This window comes from Mesorhizobium sp. W016 (assembly GCF_054719485.1).
Genome location: NZ_JBTTIF010000002.1, coordinates 1,943,247 through 1,957,781, shown reverse-complemented (window position 1 = coordinate 1,957,781; position 14,535 = coordinate 1,943,247). Strand labels below are relative to the sequence as shown.

Annotated in this window: 15 protein-coding genes; 3 read left to right on the top strand and 12 right to left on the bottom strand. The window is 62.8% G+C overall.

Annotated elements, in window-relative coordinates; translation table 11 throughout:
- Window positions 1–618: 618 nt before the first annotated feature.
- Both ACYG9V_RS09835 and ACYG9V_RS09830 read left to right on the top strand, forming a co-directional pair.
- Window positions 619–1,278 carry a L,D-transpeptidase gene (locus ACYG9V_RS09835; protein WP_023686888.1) on the top strand — a complete coding sequence of 220 codons (660 nt, stop codon included), beginning with the start codon at window positions 619–621 and terminating at the stop codon, window positions 1,276–1,278.
- Window positions 1,279–1,288: 10 nt separating this feature from the next.
- Window positions 1,289–1,801, top strand: a complete 513-nt coding sequence (locus ACYG9V_RS09830; protein ID WP_460221942.1) for an OmpA family protein — start codon at window positions 1,289–1,291, stop codon at window positions 1,799–1,801.
- Window positions 1,802–2,103: 302 nt separating this feature from the next.
- Here ACYG9V_RS09830 and ACYG9V_RS09825 read toward each other — a convergent pair whose 3' ends face one another.
- From ACYG9V_RS09825 to ACYG9V_RS09785, 9 genes are all read right to left on the bottom strand, one after another.
- Window positions 2,104–2,916, bottom strand: a complete 813-nt coding sequence (locus ACYG9V_RS09825) for an SDR family oxidoreductase (RefSeq protein WP_280790897.1) — start codon at window positions 2,914–2,916, stop codon at window positions 2,104–2,106.
- A gap of 58 nt (window positions 2,917–2,974) precedes the next feature.
- The gene (locus ACYG9V_RS09820; RefSeq protein WP_023695159.1) at window positions 2,975–3,139 is read right to left on the bottom strand and encodes a hypothetical protein; all 165 of its coding nucleotides are present in this window, start codon (window positions 3,137–3,139) and stop codon (window positions 2,975–2,977) included.
- A 23-nt stretch (window positions 3,140–3,162) separates the two neighbouring features.
- Window positions 3,163–4,929 (bottom strand): thiamine pyrophosphate-dependent enzyme, encoded by a 1,767-nt coding sequence (locus ACYG9V_RS09815; protein ID WP_023695158.1) that lies wholly within the window; start codon window positions 4,927–4,929, stop codon window positions 3,163–3,165.
- Window positions 4,930–4,939: 10 nt separating this feature from the next.
- Window positions 4,940–5,101 (bottom strand): hypothetical protein, encoded by a 162-nt coding sequence (locus ACYG9V_RS09810; RefSeq protein ID WP_023695157.1) that lies wholly within the window; start codon window positions 5,099–5,101, stop codon window positions 4,940–4,942.
- Between the two features lie 481 nt (window positions 5,102–5,582).
- On the bottom strand, window positions 5,583–5,828 hold the full coding sequence (locus ACYG9V_RS09805; RefSeq protein ID WP_023686880.1) for a hypothetical protein: 246 nt from the start codon (window positions 5,826–5,828) through the stop codon (window positions 5,583–5,585).
- 13 nt (window positions 5,829–5,841) lie between these two features.
- Complete coding sequence (locus tag ACYG9V_RS09800; RefSeq protein ID WP_023686879.1) at window positions 5,842–6,057, bottom strand: hypothetical protein; 216 nt, start codon at window positions 6,055–6,057, stop codon at window positions 5,842–5,844.
- A 180-nt stretch (window positions 6,058–6,237) separates the two neighbouring features.
- Window positions 6,238–7,365, bottom strand: coding sequence for an NAD(P)/FAD-dependent oxidoreductase (locus ACYG9V_RS09795; protein ID WP_023695155.1), 1,128 nt, complete (start codon window positions 7,363–7,365; stop codon window positions 6,238–6,240).
- Window positions 7,366–7,425: 60 nt separating this feature from the next.
- Entirely contained in the window at window positions 7,426–8,967 is a 1,542-nt protein-coding gene (locus ACYG9V_RS09790) for an amino acid ABC transporter permease/ATP-binding protein (RefSeq protein WP_023695154.1), read from the bottom strand.
- 94 nt (window positions 8,968–9,061) lie between these two features.
- The gene (locus ACYG9V_RS09785) at window positions 9,062–9,904 is read right to left on the bottom strand and encodes an ABC transporter substrate-binding protein (RefSeq protein WP_023735708.1); all 843 of its coding nucleotides are present in this window, start codon (window positions 9,902–9,904) and stop codon (window positions 9,062–9,064) included.
- 213 nt (window positions 9,905–10,117) lie between these two features.
- Here ACYG9V_RS09785 and ACYG9V_RS09780 point away from each other — a divergent pair, with 213 nt between their 5' ends.
- Window positions 10,118–11,212 carry a LacI family DNA-binding transcriptional regulator gene (locus ACYG9V_RS09780; protein ID WP_023692312.1) on the top strand — a complete coding sequence of 365 codons (1,095 nt, stop codon included), beginning with the start codon at window positions 10,118–10,120 and terminating at the stop codon, window positions 11,210–11,212.
- Between the two features lie 186 nt (window positions 11,213–11,398).
- Here the strand turns inward: ACYG9V_RS09780 and ACYG9V_RS09775 are convergent, their stop codons facing one another.
- The 3 genes from ACYG9V_RS09775 to ACYG9V_RS09765 are packed head-to-tail and all read right to left on the bottom strand — an operon-like array spanning window position 11,399 to window position 14,528.
- On the bottom strand, window positions 11,399–12,871 hold the full coding sequence (locus ACYG9V_RS09775; protein WP_352762917.1) for an NAD(P)/FAD-dependent oxidoreductase: 1,473 nt from the start codon (window positions 12,869–12,871) through the stop codon (window positions 11,399–11,401).
- On the bottom strand, window positions 12,814–13,677 hold the full coding sequence (locus tag ACYG9V_RS09770; protein WP_352762920.1) for a PfkB family carbohydrate kinase: 864 nt from the start codon (window positions 13,675–13,677) through the stop codon (window positions 12,814–12,816). Before ACYG9V_RS09770 ends, ACYG9V_RS09775 begins: the two co-directional genes overlap by 58 nt.
- Complete coding sequence (locus tag ACYG9V_RS09765) at window positions 13,674–14,528, bottom strand: sugar phosphate isomerase/epimerase family protein (RefSeq protein WP_023692315.1); 855 nt, start codon at window positions 14,526–14,528, stop codon at window positions 13,674–13,676. Before ACYG9V_RS09765 ends, ACYG9V_RS09770 begins: the two co-directional genes overlap by 4 nt.
- Between the last annotated feature and the right edge of the window lie 7 nt (window positions 14,529–14,535).

Below are 14,535 nucleotides of genomic sequence, written 5' to 3'. Positions count from 1 at the left end.
TCCAACAACACGCAACAACCGCGTTGCTACCCACGATTGATGCGATGACAACTGCATCAACAAAGCAAAGCCTCTTCGCCTAAGGTGCGATTGCCGCGGGCTTTTCGACTTGAAGGTCGTCCAACGCGCCCGGTCGTCAGGCCATGGCGTTCAGCGGGAGCCAGGTAAACTCATCGCGAAAATCCCGCAGCGAGGCATGTCGCAAGTCCTCCTCGCCGCGTGCGGATACTGGAATCCGCCTGGCTCGTTGTGACAGGCATGCGAAGATGAGTGTCGGCGCATGGACGCGGAAAAACCCGCCAGCGTGAGCCAGCGGGCCTTGTGATGGGATGGCCCGCGCGTGCGGTCAAGGCTGCGCGGGCCGACCATGATGAATGAGGGGACATCTTGGTCACCGGCACGACCGATGAAGAACGAGCCGGGTGTGACAAAACACCCTTGGAGCGAGGATGTTCCCGTCCGCACAAAAAAGCCCGCCGGCGTGAGCCGGCGGGCAATCGCTATTTTGCCGTCAAGCGGACAGACCGCTTGCGGCCCACCCACTGCAGCATTTTTCCACTTTGAGCCGAAATCATTCTCAACTATGGTTCGCCAGGCTTAAGGCATGGGGGATTGCCGATGGTTTTATCACGCAGGGGTGTCGTGCTCGGCGGTCTGGCGCTGGTCGCGGTCGGTGGAACCGGCAATATTGTTCAAGCCGCGGCGGCAAAATCCTTTTTCGCCGGTACCGCCAGCGATAACGATTTCGTCTATCGCAAGACCAACTTCGCCAAGATCGACAAGAGATGGCATCGCCAGATCGTCAAGTATTTCAGCAGCGAGCCGGTCGGCACCGTCGTGGTCGATACCCGCCACCACTTCCTCTACCTCATCATGGAAAACAAGACTGCCATCCGCTACGGCGTCGGCGTCGGCAAGGAAGGCTTCAAATGGTACGGCCGCGCGACGATCGATCGCCGCGCGCTGTGGCCGCAATGGGTCCCGCCCCCCGAAATGCGTGAGCGCAAACCGGACTTACCGCCCATGATCGCAGGCGGCGCGTCCAACAATCCGCTCGGGCCGCGCGCGCTCTATCTGTACCGCGACGGCGCCGACATCGGCTACCGCCTGCATGGCACGCTGGAGCCATGGAGCATCGGCACCGACGCTTCCAGCGGCTGCATCCGCATGTTCCCCGAAGACATCATCGACCTCTACCAGCGGTGCCCGATCGGCACCGCGGTGGAGGTCCTGCCGCACATCGCCGACCAGGCGCCCGCTTCCACCACTGTCGAATGATTGGCGCATCATGAACCGCATGATTGAAAACACGTGCCGGCTGCTCGCAGCCGGCCTGCTGGTTGTGGCCGCATCCTGCTCGACCAGCAACACGCTGGCCCCGTCCACGCCTGACGTCACCAACGCCGAGATTGCCGGCTTCCAGAACGTGCAGCCGGGAAGCGAGGAGGATTTTATCCTCAATGTCGGCCGCCGCACCTATTTCACGAAAGGTTCGGCCGCGCTCAATTCTGTCGCCAAGGCCACCCTCGACACCCAGATCGCCTGGTTGACAAAGCATCCGCGCTGGCTGCTCAAGCTGCAGGGTTTCGCCGACGATCCCGGCGCAAGTGAAACGGCGCTGTCGCAGCAGCGCGCCGATGCGGTGATGGACTACCTCGCCGCCGGCGGCATAGACCGGAACCGCATGTGGGCCAAGGGCTACGGCAAGGACAGGCTCGTCCGCGACTGCCCCGACTCCGCCTGCAGGTCGCAGAACCGCCGCGTTGTGTCTAATTTGCGCGATGAGAGGGACGAGTCGTAGAGGCTGCTGTTTTGCTGGCCGCCAAATCAGTCTCACAACGCGACGGCGGCATGGCTGCAATGCGCCTATCAGGGACATTCACCCAGCGTTTGCCCCCCCGAAACCTGACGCTCCGGTGAACCCGGAATGAAGTCAGCTTCCCGTCTACCAACCTCCGGCTCAGGGCCTGGTGGGAGGCTTCGGCATGCGCCTCGACCAGTTTGCGGACGTGGCGGTTGTCCGCGATCCTGATCGGCATGAGCCTCGCCACATGTCGGTGTGCTACGGGGAGTGGGCGCCGTGGAGCTGGCAGGTACGCTCGCTCAAAGCATCGGCCGTCCACCGGTGACCTCGTAGAGTGCGCCGGTGGTGTAGCTCGATCCTTCCGAGGCAAGCAGCACATAGGTCGCTGCAAGCTCTGCCGGTTGCCCGGGACGCTTGAGCGGTGTGTTCTTCCCGAACTCCTTGACCTTCTCAGAGGGCATTGTCGACGGGATCAGCGGCGTCCAAATCGGCCCGGGAGCGACCGCGTTTACCCGAATGCCGCGTTCAGCTACCAGTCCTGCAAGTCCGGCGGTGAAGTTGGCGATCGCTCCTTTGGTAGTGGCGTAGGCAAGCAGTGCCGGCGAGGGACTGGTCGCGTTGATTGAGGATGTGTTGATGATGGTCGAGCCGGGTTCCATGTGCTTCACTGCTTCCTGGGACAGATAGAACATCGCATAGACATTGGTGCGAAAGGTGAGATCCCATTCCTCCGCGCTGATGTCCTCCAGCTTCTCGAACGACGCCTGGTGGGCTGCATTGTTGACGAGGATGTCCAGGCGCCCGCATTCATCGATAGCTCGCTGCACAAGCGACCGCGCGAAGATTTCGTCCGAGATGTCGCCGCGTGCGAGCACCGCCTTGCGCCCCGCTTCCTCGACCAAGCGCGCCGTCTCCTGCGCATCTTCGTCCTCTTCAAGATAGGAGATCATGACGTCGGCGCCTTCGCGTGCAAACGCGATAGCCACCGCCCGGCCGATGCCCGAGTCCGCGCCGGTGATCAGCGCGACGCGGTCCATCAGCTTACCGCTGCCGCGATAGCTCTCCTCTCCGTGGTCGGGCCGTGGATCCATCTCGTCGGTGTAGCCGGGCATGTCCTGCTGCTGTTCGGGAAGCGGCGGCCGAGGATATTTCTGCTGGGCATCCTGCATGTCAGCTCCTTTTTTGGCTGGAGTTGCGGTTGTGTCGATCCGGTTCCGTGATCGGTCCCTTGGCGGCTTTCGAGCCACCGCCCCATTCCTCGGCCTTGCACGCTTGGTCGCCGCCCATGAGGTCCGGCGAACTGCGATTTGCGGTGCCGCTGTCGGTCTTGTTCAACTCGTGCTCCTTCTTGCGTGTCGTCAGTCTTTCTCGCCGGCGGTAATCATCGACCTCAGCGGCTCTTGCGCCACATTCGCCTCGATTTCCGCGCGTCCGGGAGTGTCCGGTAGCGCCTTGCGGAAATTTTTCGCATAATCCGGTGGCATCTTCGGTGGCATCATCGGTTCGTACGGGTCGACCACGGCCTCGATGACCACCGGACCCTCAGCAGCCAGGGCAGCGTCGAGAACACCTTCCACCTCCTCGGCGCGAGAGACGCTGTAACCAATGCCGCCCATGGCTTCGGCGGCCATGGCGAAGTCGATGGGCTGGAGTTCGCAGGCGAATTGCGGGTTGCCGAGGAACATCATCTGCTCCCAGGCGATCTGATTGAGCATGCCGTTCTTGAGCACGAGCACCTTGAGTGGGACCCGGTACCGAACTGCCGTCGAGAACTCGCCGAGTTGCATCGCGAGACCGCCGTCGCCGACGACCGCGAAGACCGGCCGGCCGGGAAAGGCCAGGCCCGCGGCGATCGCATAGGGCAGTCCGCATGCCATCGAGGCCAGCGCGCCCGAGACGCCGAAGGCCTGCCCGTCACGCAGCTCGATATGGCGGGCCGCCATCTCGGTGTTCTGGCCGGAATCGGCAACCAGGATCGCATCATCGGGCAATCGTTTCCCAAATGCGCGTGTGACCACCTGGGGCTTGAGCGAAGTGGCGGCCTTTTGCTCCGACTGCGCCATCATCTCGCGCCAGCGTCGCATGCCCGCCTGCGCCTTCTCGAGGAAGCTGCGATCATCCTTGCGCTTCAGGCGCTTGTTCAGCAGTCGCAGCGTCACGGCGGCATCGCCGGCAAGGCCGGCCTCAATGGGATAGCGCAGGCCGATGCGCTGCGGGTCGCGCTCGATCTGCACCCCGCGCGCCTGTCCCGGCTTCGGGTAGTATTCGATGTAGGGAAAGGTCGAGCCGACGACGAGCAGCGCGTCACATTCCTCCATGATTTCCTGCGACGGCAGCGTGCCGAGAATCCCGATGCCGCCGGTCGTCAGCGGGTGATCGTCGGGCAAGGCAGCCTTACCGAGCAAGGCCTTTGCGACGGGGGCACCAAGCAGCTCCGCCGTCTCTTCCAACTCGTGCCTGGCACCAAGCGCGCCCCGACCGGCGAGGATCGCGACCTTTGTCGCCCCGTTCAGGATCTCGGCGGCTTTCGCAAGTTGTTCTTCGTCGGGAAGCCTGCTTCCTTCGAACCAACGATCCGGCGTATGCGACGGTTTGTTGCGCTTCGAGCGCTTGGCTTGGTCGAGCGTGTGCTCCTGCACATCGCTGGCGATCGACAGATGCGCAACGCCGCGACGTGCCAGCGCCGACCTGCAGGCGAGACCGGCCAGGCTTTCCATATGCGCCGCGTCGGAGACCTGCGCGTTGAAGACGGCGACATCGCTGAAGACGCGCGTCAAGTCGACATCCTGCTGGGTGAAGGTCTCGATAAGGTCGTGGAACTGCATGCCGGTAATGGCGAGCACCGGCGCTTGGTCGAGCTTGGCATCGTAGAGTCCCGTCAGGAGGTGTGTGCCGCCAGGGCCGGAAGTTGCGAGGCAGACACCGAGCTTGCCTGTCCATTTTGAGTAGGCGCACGCCATGAACGCCGCGGATTCCTCGTGCCGCACCTGAATGAAGCGGATGCGGTCCTGCCGCCCGCGCAGCGCCTCCATGATGCCATTGATGCCGTCGCCCGGCAGGCCAAAGATGATATCGACGTTCCAGTCGATCAGCGTCTCGATGAGGATGTCCGCGGCGGTCGGCATGTCTCAGTCCTTACCGCGATGCGGATCCCGCCGCCTGGCTGCTCTTGTTCGCGGTCTTGTCAGTCTTACGCTGGTCTTTGTTGCCGCCGCGATTGCCGCCATGCAACTGGTCGGAAGATTGAGCGGTCTTGCCGTCTTCCAAATTAGTGGCCATGCGCAAAGCTCCCTTCATCCGGCCTGCCTAACCAGAAAGTCGGTGAGATGTTCCGTGCCCGAAGGCAATGCCGCCTACTCAGGTGCCCAAGGGAAACGTGTCAGGTATTACCCTCGATGAGGCGTGTTCGGCAGTTAGCGGCTGAACAGGCGAGGTGCGATCGAACCAGACGAAGGCATCGAACTGCTGCGAGGCCGAGGATTGCACGTAGTGGCCGAGGCTGCCTGATCGCCAAAAGCGCTCGCGGCAGAGCTGGCCGATGTTCAGGTCGCGTCTTCGCAGGTCCCTATAGCCAGAGCGCAACGCCGCCCGCACCGTCCCCATAGGCGAACTCCTCGCACCCCTCGTCGACGAATTTCCCGCGCGGGATTCCGCCTCAGTGGCGAAAGGACTCGTTCGTCGCGCACACCGCGGCGGGCGATGTGCGCTTCGACCATGCGGTGCCTGGCGTGCCGGTAGTCTGGCATGGCTCCTCGATAGCTTTAAAAAGACGGCAGGCTTAGTCGTCCTGCCTGCGCTTGTGGTGCTCGCTCTCCTGGTTTTCGCCGCGGATCATCTGGCGATCGTCCTTGTCGGTCAATTCCACGCCCTCGTCGCGTAGATTGGCGCCGTCTTGCCGCGCCTCGCGCTCCTGCTTGGATCTCTTCAGCTCATCCTCGGCATTGAAATCGTCGCCGGCATTGCTGGAGTTCTCGCGCTTTTCGATGATGCGCAGCTGCTGCTCGTGGGTCTTCCGGCCGGCCATGGCAAGGTGCCTCCTACTTGTTCGTGCGTCCGGTCTGGTCAGGGTTGATGCCGCCCTGAGGCGTGACGTCGTTCTCGACATCGCCTTCGAACGTATTGTCCCCATCGAGAGCATCGCTCTCGTCGAGCATATCGCCGCCCTTGACCGCGCCCTTCGAGGTGCCGATTCCCGGGTTGTCTCGCAGATCCTTGTCCGTGGGCTGTTTAGTCTTGGGGTGTTGGTTGGTCATGGAATTTCTCAGCGCTGGTTGAGCTTGGACGAAAGACGGTCCTGGCGCTGTCCAACTTCAACGTGGAGAAAATGTTCCGGTGTCAGGTTCGGTGCGCGTAAGCGGCCAGGCGGCCGCCGTCTCGGCTAGCGAAACTCCAGGCATGCCACATTACATCCCATTCCGAGGCGAATTGGCGGGCTAAAGTGAAAATCGAGACGGTCGAAAGCTTGCAAGGAGTGGGTGCTCTGTTCCGGTGGCGATCTCGGTTGCAAGCAGTTCGCCGGCAATCAAGCCAAGTGTTGCGCCGCTGTGGCTGAAGGCGACGTAATACCCCTCGATCTCCCGCAACTGGCCGAAGACCGGCTCGCCGTCTCCGGGGATTGGCTTGGGCCCGACACCGTAGCTCTCCAATTCCAATTTCGGATGACCGTCGAGAACATTCGACGCTTCGTCGAGAAGGCCCTGGATGGTCGATGCTTTTACGCGATAAGTCCCGTCCGGATTGACTACCACCTCTTCTTCCGACCAGGCAGAATCGAGCGCGAGGGCGCCATCAGGCGTCGGCCGGATGGCGACGCGCGGCGTGTTGAGCACGGCGCGTAGAGGCAAGTCGACTGGCTTGGTCCTGACCAGCAGCGCGATTGGTGTCCCATCGGCAATACGCTGACCGGCCACGGCGACCATTCGCGGCACATCCGCACCGGTCGCCAGAAGCACCGCGTTGGCGGCGAAGCTGATCCCGCTGGTGGTGGTGACGCCGGTGGCCCGGCCGTTGGCGACGGTGACGGTAGCGCTTCCGGCCTCGGTGACCACCTGGCCGCCCCGCTCCACGAATTCCGCGATCAATATTTCGATCAGCGACGGCAGGTCGACCCAGCCCTCGCCCGCGTTGAAGATCGCGCCTTGAGGCGTGACAGCGCTTGCGCAGACACCCGGCGTGACCAACCTTATGGCGTCCGCGGACAGATGCTGCGCATCATAGCCGAGACGTTTTTCGTGAGCGAAGACATCGGCGATCTCGTTTGAGGCATCGTCCGCATCCCACGTCAGGCCACCGTCGAAACGCAGCCAGGCGGCATCCGGGCATCGCGCCGACAAACTGCGGTAGCGGTCGATACCGATCATGCGCAGGCGATGATACTCAGCCGAGCGCCTGCGCGCCGAATTGATCCAGGCGAGCGAGCGGCCGGAAGCTCCCTTGGCGAGCGGTCCATCATTGACCAGCACGGTCTCGATGCCGAGCCTTGCAAGATGAACGGCCGAGGAGACGCCAAAAATGCCGCCGCCGACAACAACGACCTTGGAAACCTGATGTGATGCAGCCATGAGATATCTTTCACTGGTGGAGGTTGGTTTGGGCGGCCGTCTTGAAGGGCTCATGCGTGATCAAAGCACTTCGGCAAGGAAGTGCTTCAGACGCGGGCTTTTCGGCGTATCGAAAATCGCGGCAGGCGTGCCGGCCTCGATGATGCGGCCTTCATCCATGAAGACGACCTGATCGGCGACCTTGCGGGCGAAGCCCATTTCATGCGTCACCACGACCATTGTCATGCCGCGCCGGCCGAGATCCGCCATGAGGTTGAGCACACCCTTCACCAGTTCTGGATCGAGTGCGCTCGTTACCTCATCGAACAAGATGACCTCCGGGTCCATCGCCAATGCACGAGCGATTGCCACACGCTGCTGCTGGCCACCGGAAAGGCTCCCTGGACGATGGTGTTTGCGGGTCGCAAGCCCGACGTCGGCAAGGCGCGCCTCGGCGATGCGCTCAGCTTCCTGTACAGGGAGCCCCTTTACCTTGGTCAGCGACAGCATGACGTTTTCGAGCGCGGTGTGGTCGGGAAACAGATTGAACTGCTGGAAAACCATGCCGACACGCCGGCGCAGTTTTTCAGGCTTCATCGCCAGGATGCTCGCACCATCGAGCAACACCTCACCGCCCTTGGGCTCGACCAGGCGGTTGAGGCAGCGCAGCAGGGTCGACTTGCCCGAACCTGATGGGCCGATCACGCATGTGACCGTGCCAGGCTTGACTGCCAGGCTGACGCCTTTGAGAACATCGAGGTCGCCATAGGCCATGTCGAGATCGGTAATGGCGAGACTGCCGCCCTTGAAGCGGGGCAGCGCTGAGCGGGCATCAGAGCCGGCCTCCGAAAGTGCACTGCCGGTGGCGCCCTCCAGTTCGCTCACTTCGGCCAGGCCGCTGATGACGAGGCCGGCCTTTTGCTTTCCGACCCGCAGCGAGTTGTCGATGTAGTTGACCACATGGGTCAACGGCACGGTGATGACGAGATAGAACACGCCGGCCAGAAGCAATGGCGAGAGGTTTCCGGTGACCACTGCCTGGTCCTGACCGACACGGAAGATCTCGCGCTCCGAGGCGAGCAGACCGAGGAAGTAGACAAGGCTTGAATCCTTGACGTTGCCGATGAACTGGTTGACGAGGGCCGGCAAGACGCGGCGGATGCCTTGCGGGATCACGATCAGGCGCATGCCTTGGCCGTAGCTCATGCTGAGCGCCCTGCAGGCCTCCATCTGCCCGCGCTCGACGCTCTGGATGCCCGAGCGGAAGATTTCGCCGATATAGGCGCCGGCGATCAGGCTCAGCGCAAGAATGCCGAGCGGGAAGGGCGAAGGGCCGAAGATTTCACGGCCGATGCGGGCAAAGCCCTGGCCTATCAGCAGGATGGTGACGATCGCCGGCAGCCCACGGAATATATCCGTGTAGACCCGCGCCGGAATGCGCAGCCAGCGCGATTGCGAGATGCCCATGACCGCCAGGATCATGCCGAGGATGACACCCAGCACCGTCGACGCGGCGGCGAGGATCAACGTGTTCTTCAATCCGATGGTGATCATGCTGGGCAGCACGTCCGCCATGGCCTGCCAGTCGAGGAAACTGCGCCGCAGGTTTTCGAGCCAGTTCATTCGCCCCCCTTTCGGTTGCGCTATTCACATCGTCCGCATCAAGGACGGCGGCGTAATCCGGCCGCCGGCATGAGAGCCAGCGGCCGGGTACGGTCTACTTCTTGGGAAGATACTGGTCGGGCATCGGCGAGCCGGGGAACCACTTTTCATAAAGCGTTTTCCAGGTGCCGTCCTGCATGGCCGCATGAAGGGCGGTGTTCAGCGCATTGCGGAGCTTGTCGTTGCCCTTGCGCAGGACGAAGCCGGCCGGCGCGTCAAAGGAAGGAATATTGACCGCGATCTTCAGGTTCGGGTAGCGAAGGCCATAGTCCTTGGCGGCCTCGTAATCGAGGAAGTGGGCATCCACGGTTCCGTTGTTAAGCGCCGAAACGGCGGAGTTGTTGTCGGGGAATTTGACGAGATCGGTTCCGACAAAATTCTTCGCCGCGTAGATTTCCTGGAGCGTGCCTTGCACGACGCCGAGACGTTTGCCCTTGAGCCCGTCCGCCGACGTGATCGACTTGTCTGCGGTAAGCACGGAGAGATAGCCTGCGATATACCCGTCGGAAAAGTCGACGGTCTTTTTGCGTGCTTCCGTCGTGCCGATTGCCGCGACCGCGACATCGAAACGCTCGTTTGCAACCGAAGGCATCAGCGCCGAGAATTCCTGGCCGGTGAAGATCACCTGGTCGGGCTTGAAGCCAAGGCGGCTCGCGACGTTGCGGAACAATTCGATGTCGAAGCCGGTGAACGACCCATCGGCCTGGGTGAAAGCGTAGGGTTTGGCATCGCCCATGGTTCCGACGCTGATGACCTTCGCATCAATGAGGCCATAGGGATTGTCATCCGCGGCGGCCGCTCCTGAAACCAGCCCGGCGCCGACGCACATCGCCATAAGAGCCATTGCGCCGGTTCTGACCGGGCACATCAACGACTTGAGAATTTCTTTCCTGCTCATGTCTTTCTCCACTCTGAAGGTCTGTTCTTCTTGGTATTTGCGTCGAGCCGCCATCTGGCGCGCCGACATGCCCTTGCCGAAATCACGGTCCGTCACGCCTCTCGGCTCCACTCCTTTTAAAGAGACCGGTCTCATATTGCGTGAGACCGGTCTCTTTGTTAATCGTTATCGCCACGTTGACCTCCCGTCAACAACTCTTGTAGTCGTCATCCGATGAAAAGAACCGCCCCCAAGACCCCGTCGATAACGGTCAGCGACGTCGCCCGCGCGGCCAACGTTTCGAAAGCGACAGCCGCGCGCGTGCTCGGCGGATACGGCGTCGTCAGCGACATGATCCGCGCGGAAGTCATGGCCGCGGCCAAGGCCTTGGACTATCGTGCGAACGAGCTCGCCCGCAGCATGACGACCGGCCGCTCCGGCATCATCGGCGTGGTTGTCGGCGACATCGAGAACCCGTTCTTCAGCCTCGCGGTACGCGGCATCAGCGACGCGGCAAAGGCAGCCGGGTTCAACGTCATCCTGGCCAATTCCGGCGAGAAGATCGAGGCGGAAAAGGCGGCCGTGAAACTGCTCATCGGCAAGCGCGTCGACGGGCTGATCGTCACGCCGTCGGAATCGCGCGACATCGCGCACCTGCGCGATATCCACCGCTCGGGCCGACCGCTTGCCCTGCTGGATAGGGCGCTGGCAGATCTGGATGTCGATACGGTCACGACCGACGATCGCGGCATCGCCATGCTGGCGACCCGCTTTCTAGCCGATGCCGGCCACCGCAACATCGCCTATGTGACCGCGGTCGACGCCGAAGGGCACGAGTACCGCGATCTCGGGCAGATCTACACCTCGTCGGTCCGTGAGCGCATCGACGGTTTCCTCACCGTGTGCCGAGAGGCCGGACTTGATCGGCCAGAACGCTTTGTTCGCCTTGGCGCGACAAGCCCCACCGAAACGCGCAGGGTTGCCGGCGAGATGCTGTCGGCGCCGGATCGGCCGACGGCGATCCTCGCCTCCGACAGCGTCATTGCGCTGGAGATCTTCAAGGTGACCCGCGAGCGCGGCCTGCGGGTTCCCGACGACATTTCGCTCATCACTTTCCATGATGCGGACTGGACGAGCGTCACCACGCCGCCCATCACCGTTATCGACCAGCCCGTCTACGCGCTTGGCAAGAGCGTCGCGGAATTGCTCATCCGGCGATTGAAGGGAGATTCCCGCCCGGCGGAAAGGCTCGTTTTGCCGACCGCCATCATTGCACGCGGATCCGTTGGCCCGCCCTTGAATGGAAAGCCCCAAGTGCGCCAAGCATAGGTGTGGCGGCGATACGGCCCACATTGAATACGCTAGGGAGCCAAGGTCGACGCACCCCCGCTTTAAGACTGATACGGGTCAATGAAGCCCAGCAAACACCCTGATCGCAATGCCACGTCCACCGTCATCGGGACGGCACGTGCCGGCTCATGGTTTGAAGAGCGTGACGATGAGCCAGATGCCCGGCTAATTCTTGCGCCTGCCTGGCTTCAGGGCCGCCAAAAGATTGGTGATCCTGCCCGCCTTGCGGTTGCGGATCTCGGCCTCGTTCTTGCGGCCCACCGCCGCGCGGACAAGTCTGGCGCCGAGATAACGCAAAGGCTCGGGCGGCAGCGACATGCGCCGCTCCATGCCGACCAGACCGCTTTCGCTCCAGCGATCCTTTCGCTCGAGCACCAGGCTCGCCAGAATGCGTCCGGCTATCGGCGTCTGCGCGATGCCGGTGCCGTTGAATCCCATGCCGTAGAAGATATTGGGATGATCGCGCAGGTGGTCGAAGACAGGAACGTGTTCAGGCACGCAGTCGATCGGCCCCGACCAGTCATATTCGATCGCCACACCGCGCAGCGACGGGTAGACCCGATGCAGCTCTCGCATATTGTCGCGGCCGTGCTCCGGGCTGCGGTTGAAGCTGGCGCCGAAATTTCCACTGAAGGCGACGTTGCCGCTGCCACGACCGAAGACCACCCTGCCCCCGATGGTGCGCTGGTAGTAGAGCACCTGGGCCTGGGAATCGCAGATCGAGGCACCGTCGCGCCAGCCGATGCTGTCGAGCAGTTCGGGAACGGCGGCAGTGGCAATCACCTCGCTGCCGACCACATAAAGATGCCGCCGCAGTTCCGGCAGCGCGGAAAGCCAGGCGTTGGCGGCAAGCACGATTTTGTCAGCCCGTACCGCGCCATGCGCCGTGCGCACCGTGCATGTCATGCCGGGTTCGATGGCGAGGACCGGGCTGCGCTCATGGATGATGACGCCGCGTGCCAGTGCCAACTTGCGCAATCCGATGGCAAGTTTGGCGGGATGGACCGTGCCGGCAGTGGTCTCGACCACGCCGACATAGGAGGCCGATGAACCGGTGCGGCGTTGAATGTCCTCGGCCGTCAGCGGGCTGAAACGGTTTTCTCCAACAGCCGCCGTCAAGGCCACGGCGGTCTCCCAGGCGCCTTCCTGCGCAATGGAGCTTGCGGTCCACAACCATCCGTCCAGCCTCAGGTCCATGTCTATGGTGCCGTTTTGCTGCAGCGCCTTCAGCTCCGCGATCGATGCCACCGTGTCGGCGCACAGCAGGCGCGCTTCCTCGAGACCGACGACCGCACTGATCTGGTCGATTTCGGCGAACCATGAATGGACCTGACCGCCGTTGCGCCCCGAGGCCCCCGATCCGCACAGATCGGCTTCAAGGATGACCACCCGCGTTTGCGGCGCCAGTTCAAGGATCCGCAGCGCGGTCCACAGACCGGTATAGCCGCCACCGACGATCACCACGTCGGCGCGCTCGTCGCCTCGCAATGGCTCGGTCGCAGGGGCGGCGGTAATGTCCTGCAGCCAAAACGACCGGTCAGATGCAAGCGCGACCGCAGGCTGCCGCAAACGAAGTGTACTCACGCTTGGGCTCCCTGCGCATCGACAATGAAGCTGGCATATTTGGCTGGCAGCCAATCGGGTATCGGACGCGGTCTCTGGGGAAACCCGCCAAGATGGGTGCAGGTCTGCGCCGCCGCGATCGACGCCCTGTGCAATGCCTCCAAGGCGCCAAGGCCGCCGAAATGGAAGCCGGCGAGGAAAGTGGCAATGAAACTGTCGCCGGCGCCACACGTATCCACGACATCGACAAGCGTCGCCGGCGCATGCACGACATTCGTGCCATCGTCGAAGTAGGAGCCGCGTCGACCACAGGTCAAAACTACCTGCCTTGCGCCGGCCGCCCTGAGCGCGCCCAGCGATGGCACGATGGGAACATCGACATCGTCCGGTCCGGACGCAAACAAAAGCGGGACACCGTCGAGCGGCAGCGCCATATGGGCGGTCGATAGATCGATGCTGAACGGCACATGGTCCGCCACCAATCGTTGGACAAGGTGCTTGTTGGCGTTGGTGCCGAGATGCACCCAGTCGGCCGCGGCGATGACCTCATAATGCGCGGGCAGCGGCATGAAGTTTTCGCCCACACCGAAGGATTCGTGCAGGAACTTCCGGTCGCCGGATTCATCGCGCAGCAAGGTGACGGCCGTATCGCCGGGACGCCGTTCGACGTCGTCGGGGGATAGGCCGGCACCTGCCAGCTCAGCAAGCACCACGTCGCCTTCGGGATCGTTCCCGACGGCGCCGAAATAGCGCGCGGACCAGCCGTTGCGCCGCCATTGCGCCGCGACATTCAAGGCGTTGCCGCCCACCGTCATCAAGTTGTTGGTCAAATAGGCATCAAGGCAATTGTCCCCGACCGCGATAAGCTTCTTCGACCTCATGCCGGCACCGTTGCGCAATTGAGGTATGGCGCGATGGCGCCAAGGCAGCGTGTCCAGGCTTTTACCGGATCGAGCGCGTAGGAGCCGTTGCCGAACGGCTCGAAGGTGAACTTTCCGGCATAGCCCAGGCGCGCAAGCTCGCTGACGTAGTGGCCAAGCGGCAGCGTGCCCTCCCCCCACACCAGATGCCCACCTGGCGTGCCGTCGACCAGATGGACATGCGCCAGCCGCGAGCCGAACAGGTCGATATAGCCGGCCACGGTGTCGCCGGCCGTGGCCATGGCGACAGTGTCGAGCACGATATCGATATTGCCGGCGCCCACCTCATCCAGCATTTGGCGCAGGCTTGCCGCATCATTGACGATGTTGCTCTCGAACCGCTGCAACGGCTCGAGCAGGCAGCGCACCCCGTTTGCGGCTGCGCGCCGGGCGATCTCGCCGACCGCTTCGACCGCGCGGTCCCATGCCGGTTGCCGGGGTTGGCTCTCGTAGCCCCGGCCGGGCGTCAGGAAGAGATAGCGGGCGCCAAGCGCCGCGCAGATGTCGGCTGCACGGCAAAACCGCTCAATGCTGTCCTGGCGCAGTGCGGCGTCGCCGGAGGCGATGTTGATTGGATACAACACCTGCTCAGGCGTAAAGCACCAAGCCGACAGCTCGTTGTCGGCGAGTACCCGGCGAACGGATTCGACACGCGCGTCCGTGGCATGGAACAAGTCCAGATGCTGGGCAATCCCCCACAGTTCGACCTCGAGCAGGCCAAAGCCTCGGATCGTCCTGGCGACCTCATCGAAGGGGAAGTGCTGAAAGCTGAAATTGGCTCCGATCAGCTGATGAGCAGCGAGCTGCGGCATGAAGGCT

What these genes read in the sequence shown, in the direction of transcription:
- ACYG9V_RS09825 (WP_280790897.1), bottom strand. Translation starts at nt 2,916, where the DNA reads ATGCCCGGCTACACCGACGAGATGGATCCACGGCCCGACCACGGAGAG.
- ACYG9V_RS09785 (WP_023735708.1), bottom strand. Translation starts at nt 9,904, where the DNA reads ATGAGCAGGAAAGAAATTCTCAAGTCGTTGATGTGCCCGGTCAGAACC.
- ACYG9V_RS09805 (WP_023686880.1), bottom strand. Translation starts at nt 5,828, where the DNA reads ATGGCCGGCCGGAAGACCCACGAGCAGCAGCTGCGCATCATCGAAAAG.
- ACYG9V_RS09800 (WP_023686879.1), bottom strand. Translation starts at nt 6,057, where the DNA reads ATGACCAACCAACACCCCAAGACTAAACAGCCCACGGACAAGGATCTG.
- ACYG9V_RS09790 (WP_023695154.1), bottom strand. Translation starts at nt 8,967, where the DNA reads ATGAACTGGCTCGAAAACCTGCGGCGCAGTTTCCTCGACTGGCAGGCC.
- ACYG9V_RS09830 (WP_460221942.1), top strand. Translation starts at nt 1,289, where the DNA reads ATGAACCGCATGATTGAAAACACGTGCCGGCTGCTCGCAGCCGGCCTG.
- ACYG9V_RS09835 (WP_023686888.1), top strand. Translation starts at nt 619, where the DNA reads ATGGTTTTATCACGCAGGGGTGTCGTGCTCGGCGGTCTGGCGCTGGTC.
- ACYG9V_RS09780 (WP_023692312.1), top strand. Translation starts at nt 10,118, where the DNA reads ATGAAAAGAACCGCCCCCAAGACCCCGTCGATAACGGTCAGCGACGTC.
- ACYG9V_RS09770 (WP_352762920.1), bottom strand. Translation starts at nt 13,677, where the DNA reads ATGAGGTCGAAGAAGCTTATCGCGGTCGGGGACAATTGCCTTGATGCC.
- ACYG9V_RS09765 (WP_023692315.1), bottom strand. Translation starts at nt 14,528, where the DNA reads ATGCCGCAGCTCGCTGCTCATCAGCTGATCGGAGCCAATTTCAGCTTT.
- ACYG9V_RS09795 (WP_023695155.1), bottom strand. Translation starts at nt 7,365, where the DNA reads ATGGCTGCATCACATCAGGTTTCCAAGGTCGTTGTTGTCGGCGGCGGC.
- ACYG9V_RS09810 (WP_023695157.1), bottom strand. Translation starts at nt 5,101, where the DNA reads ATGAAGGGAGCTTTGCGCATGGCCACTAATTTGGAAGACGGCAAGACC.
- ACYG9V_RS09815 (WP_023695158.1), bottom strand. Translation starts at nt 4,929, where the DNA reads ATGCCGACCGCCGCGGACATCCTCATCGAGACGCTGATCGACTGGAAC.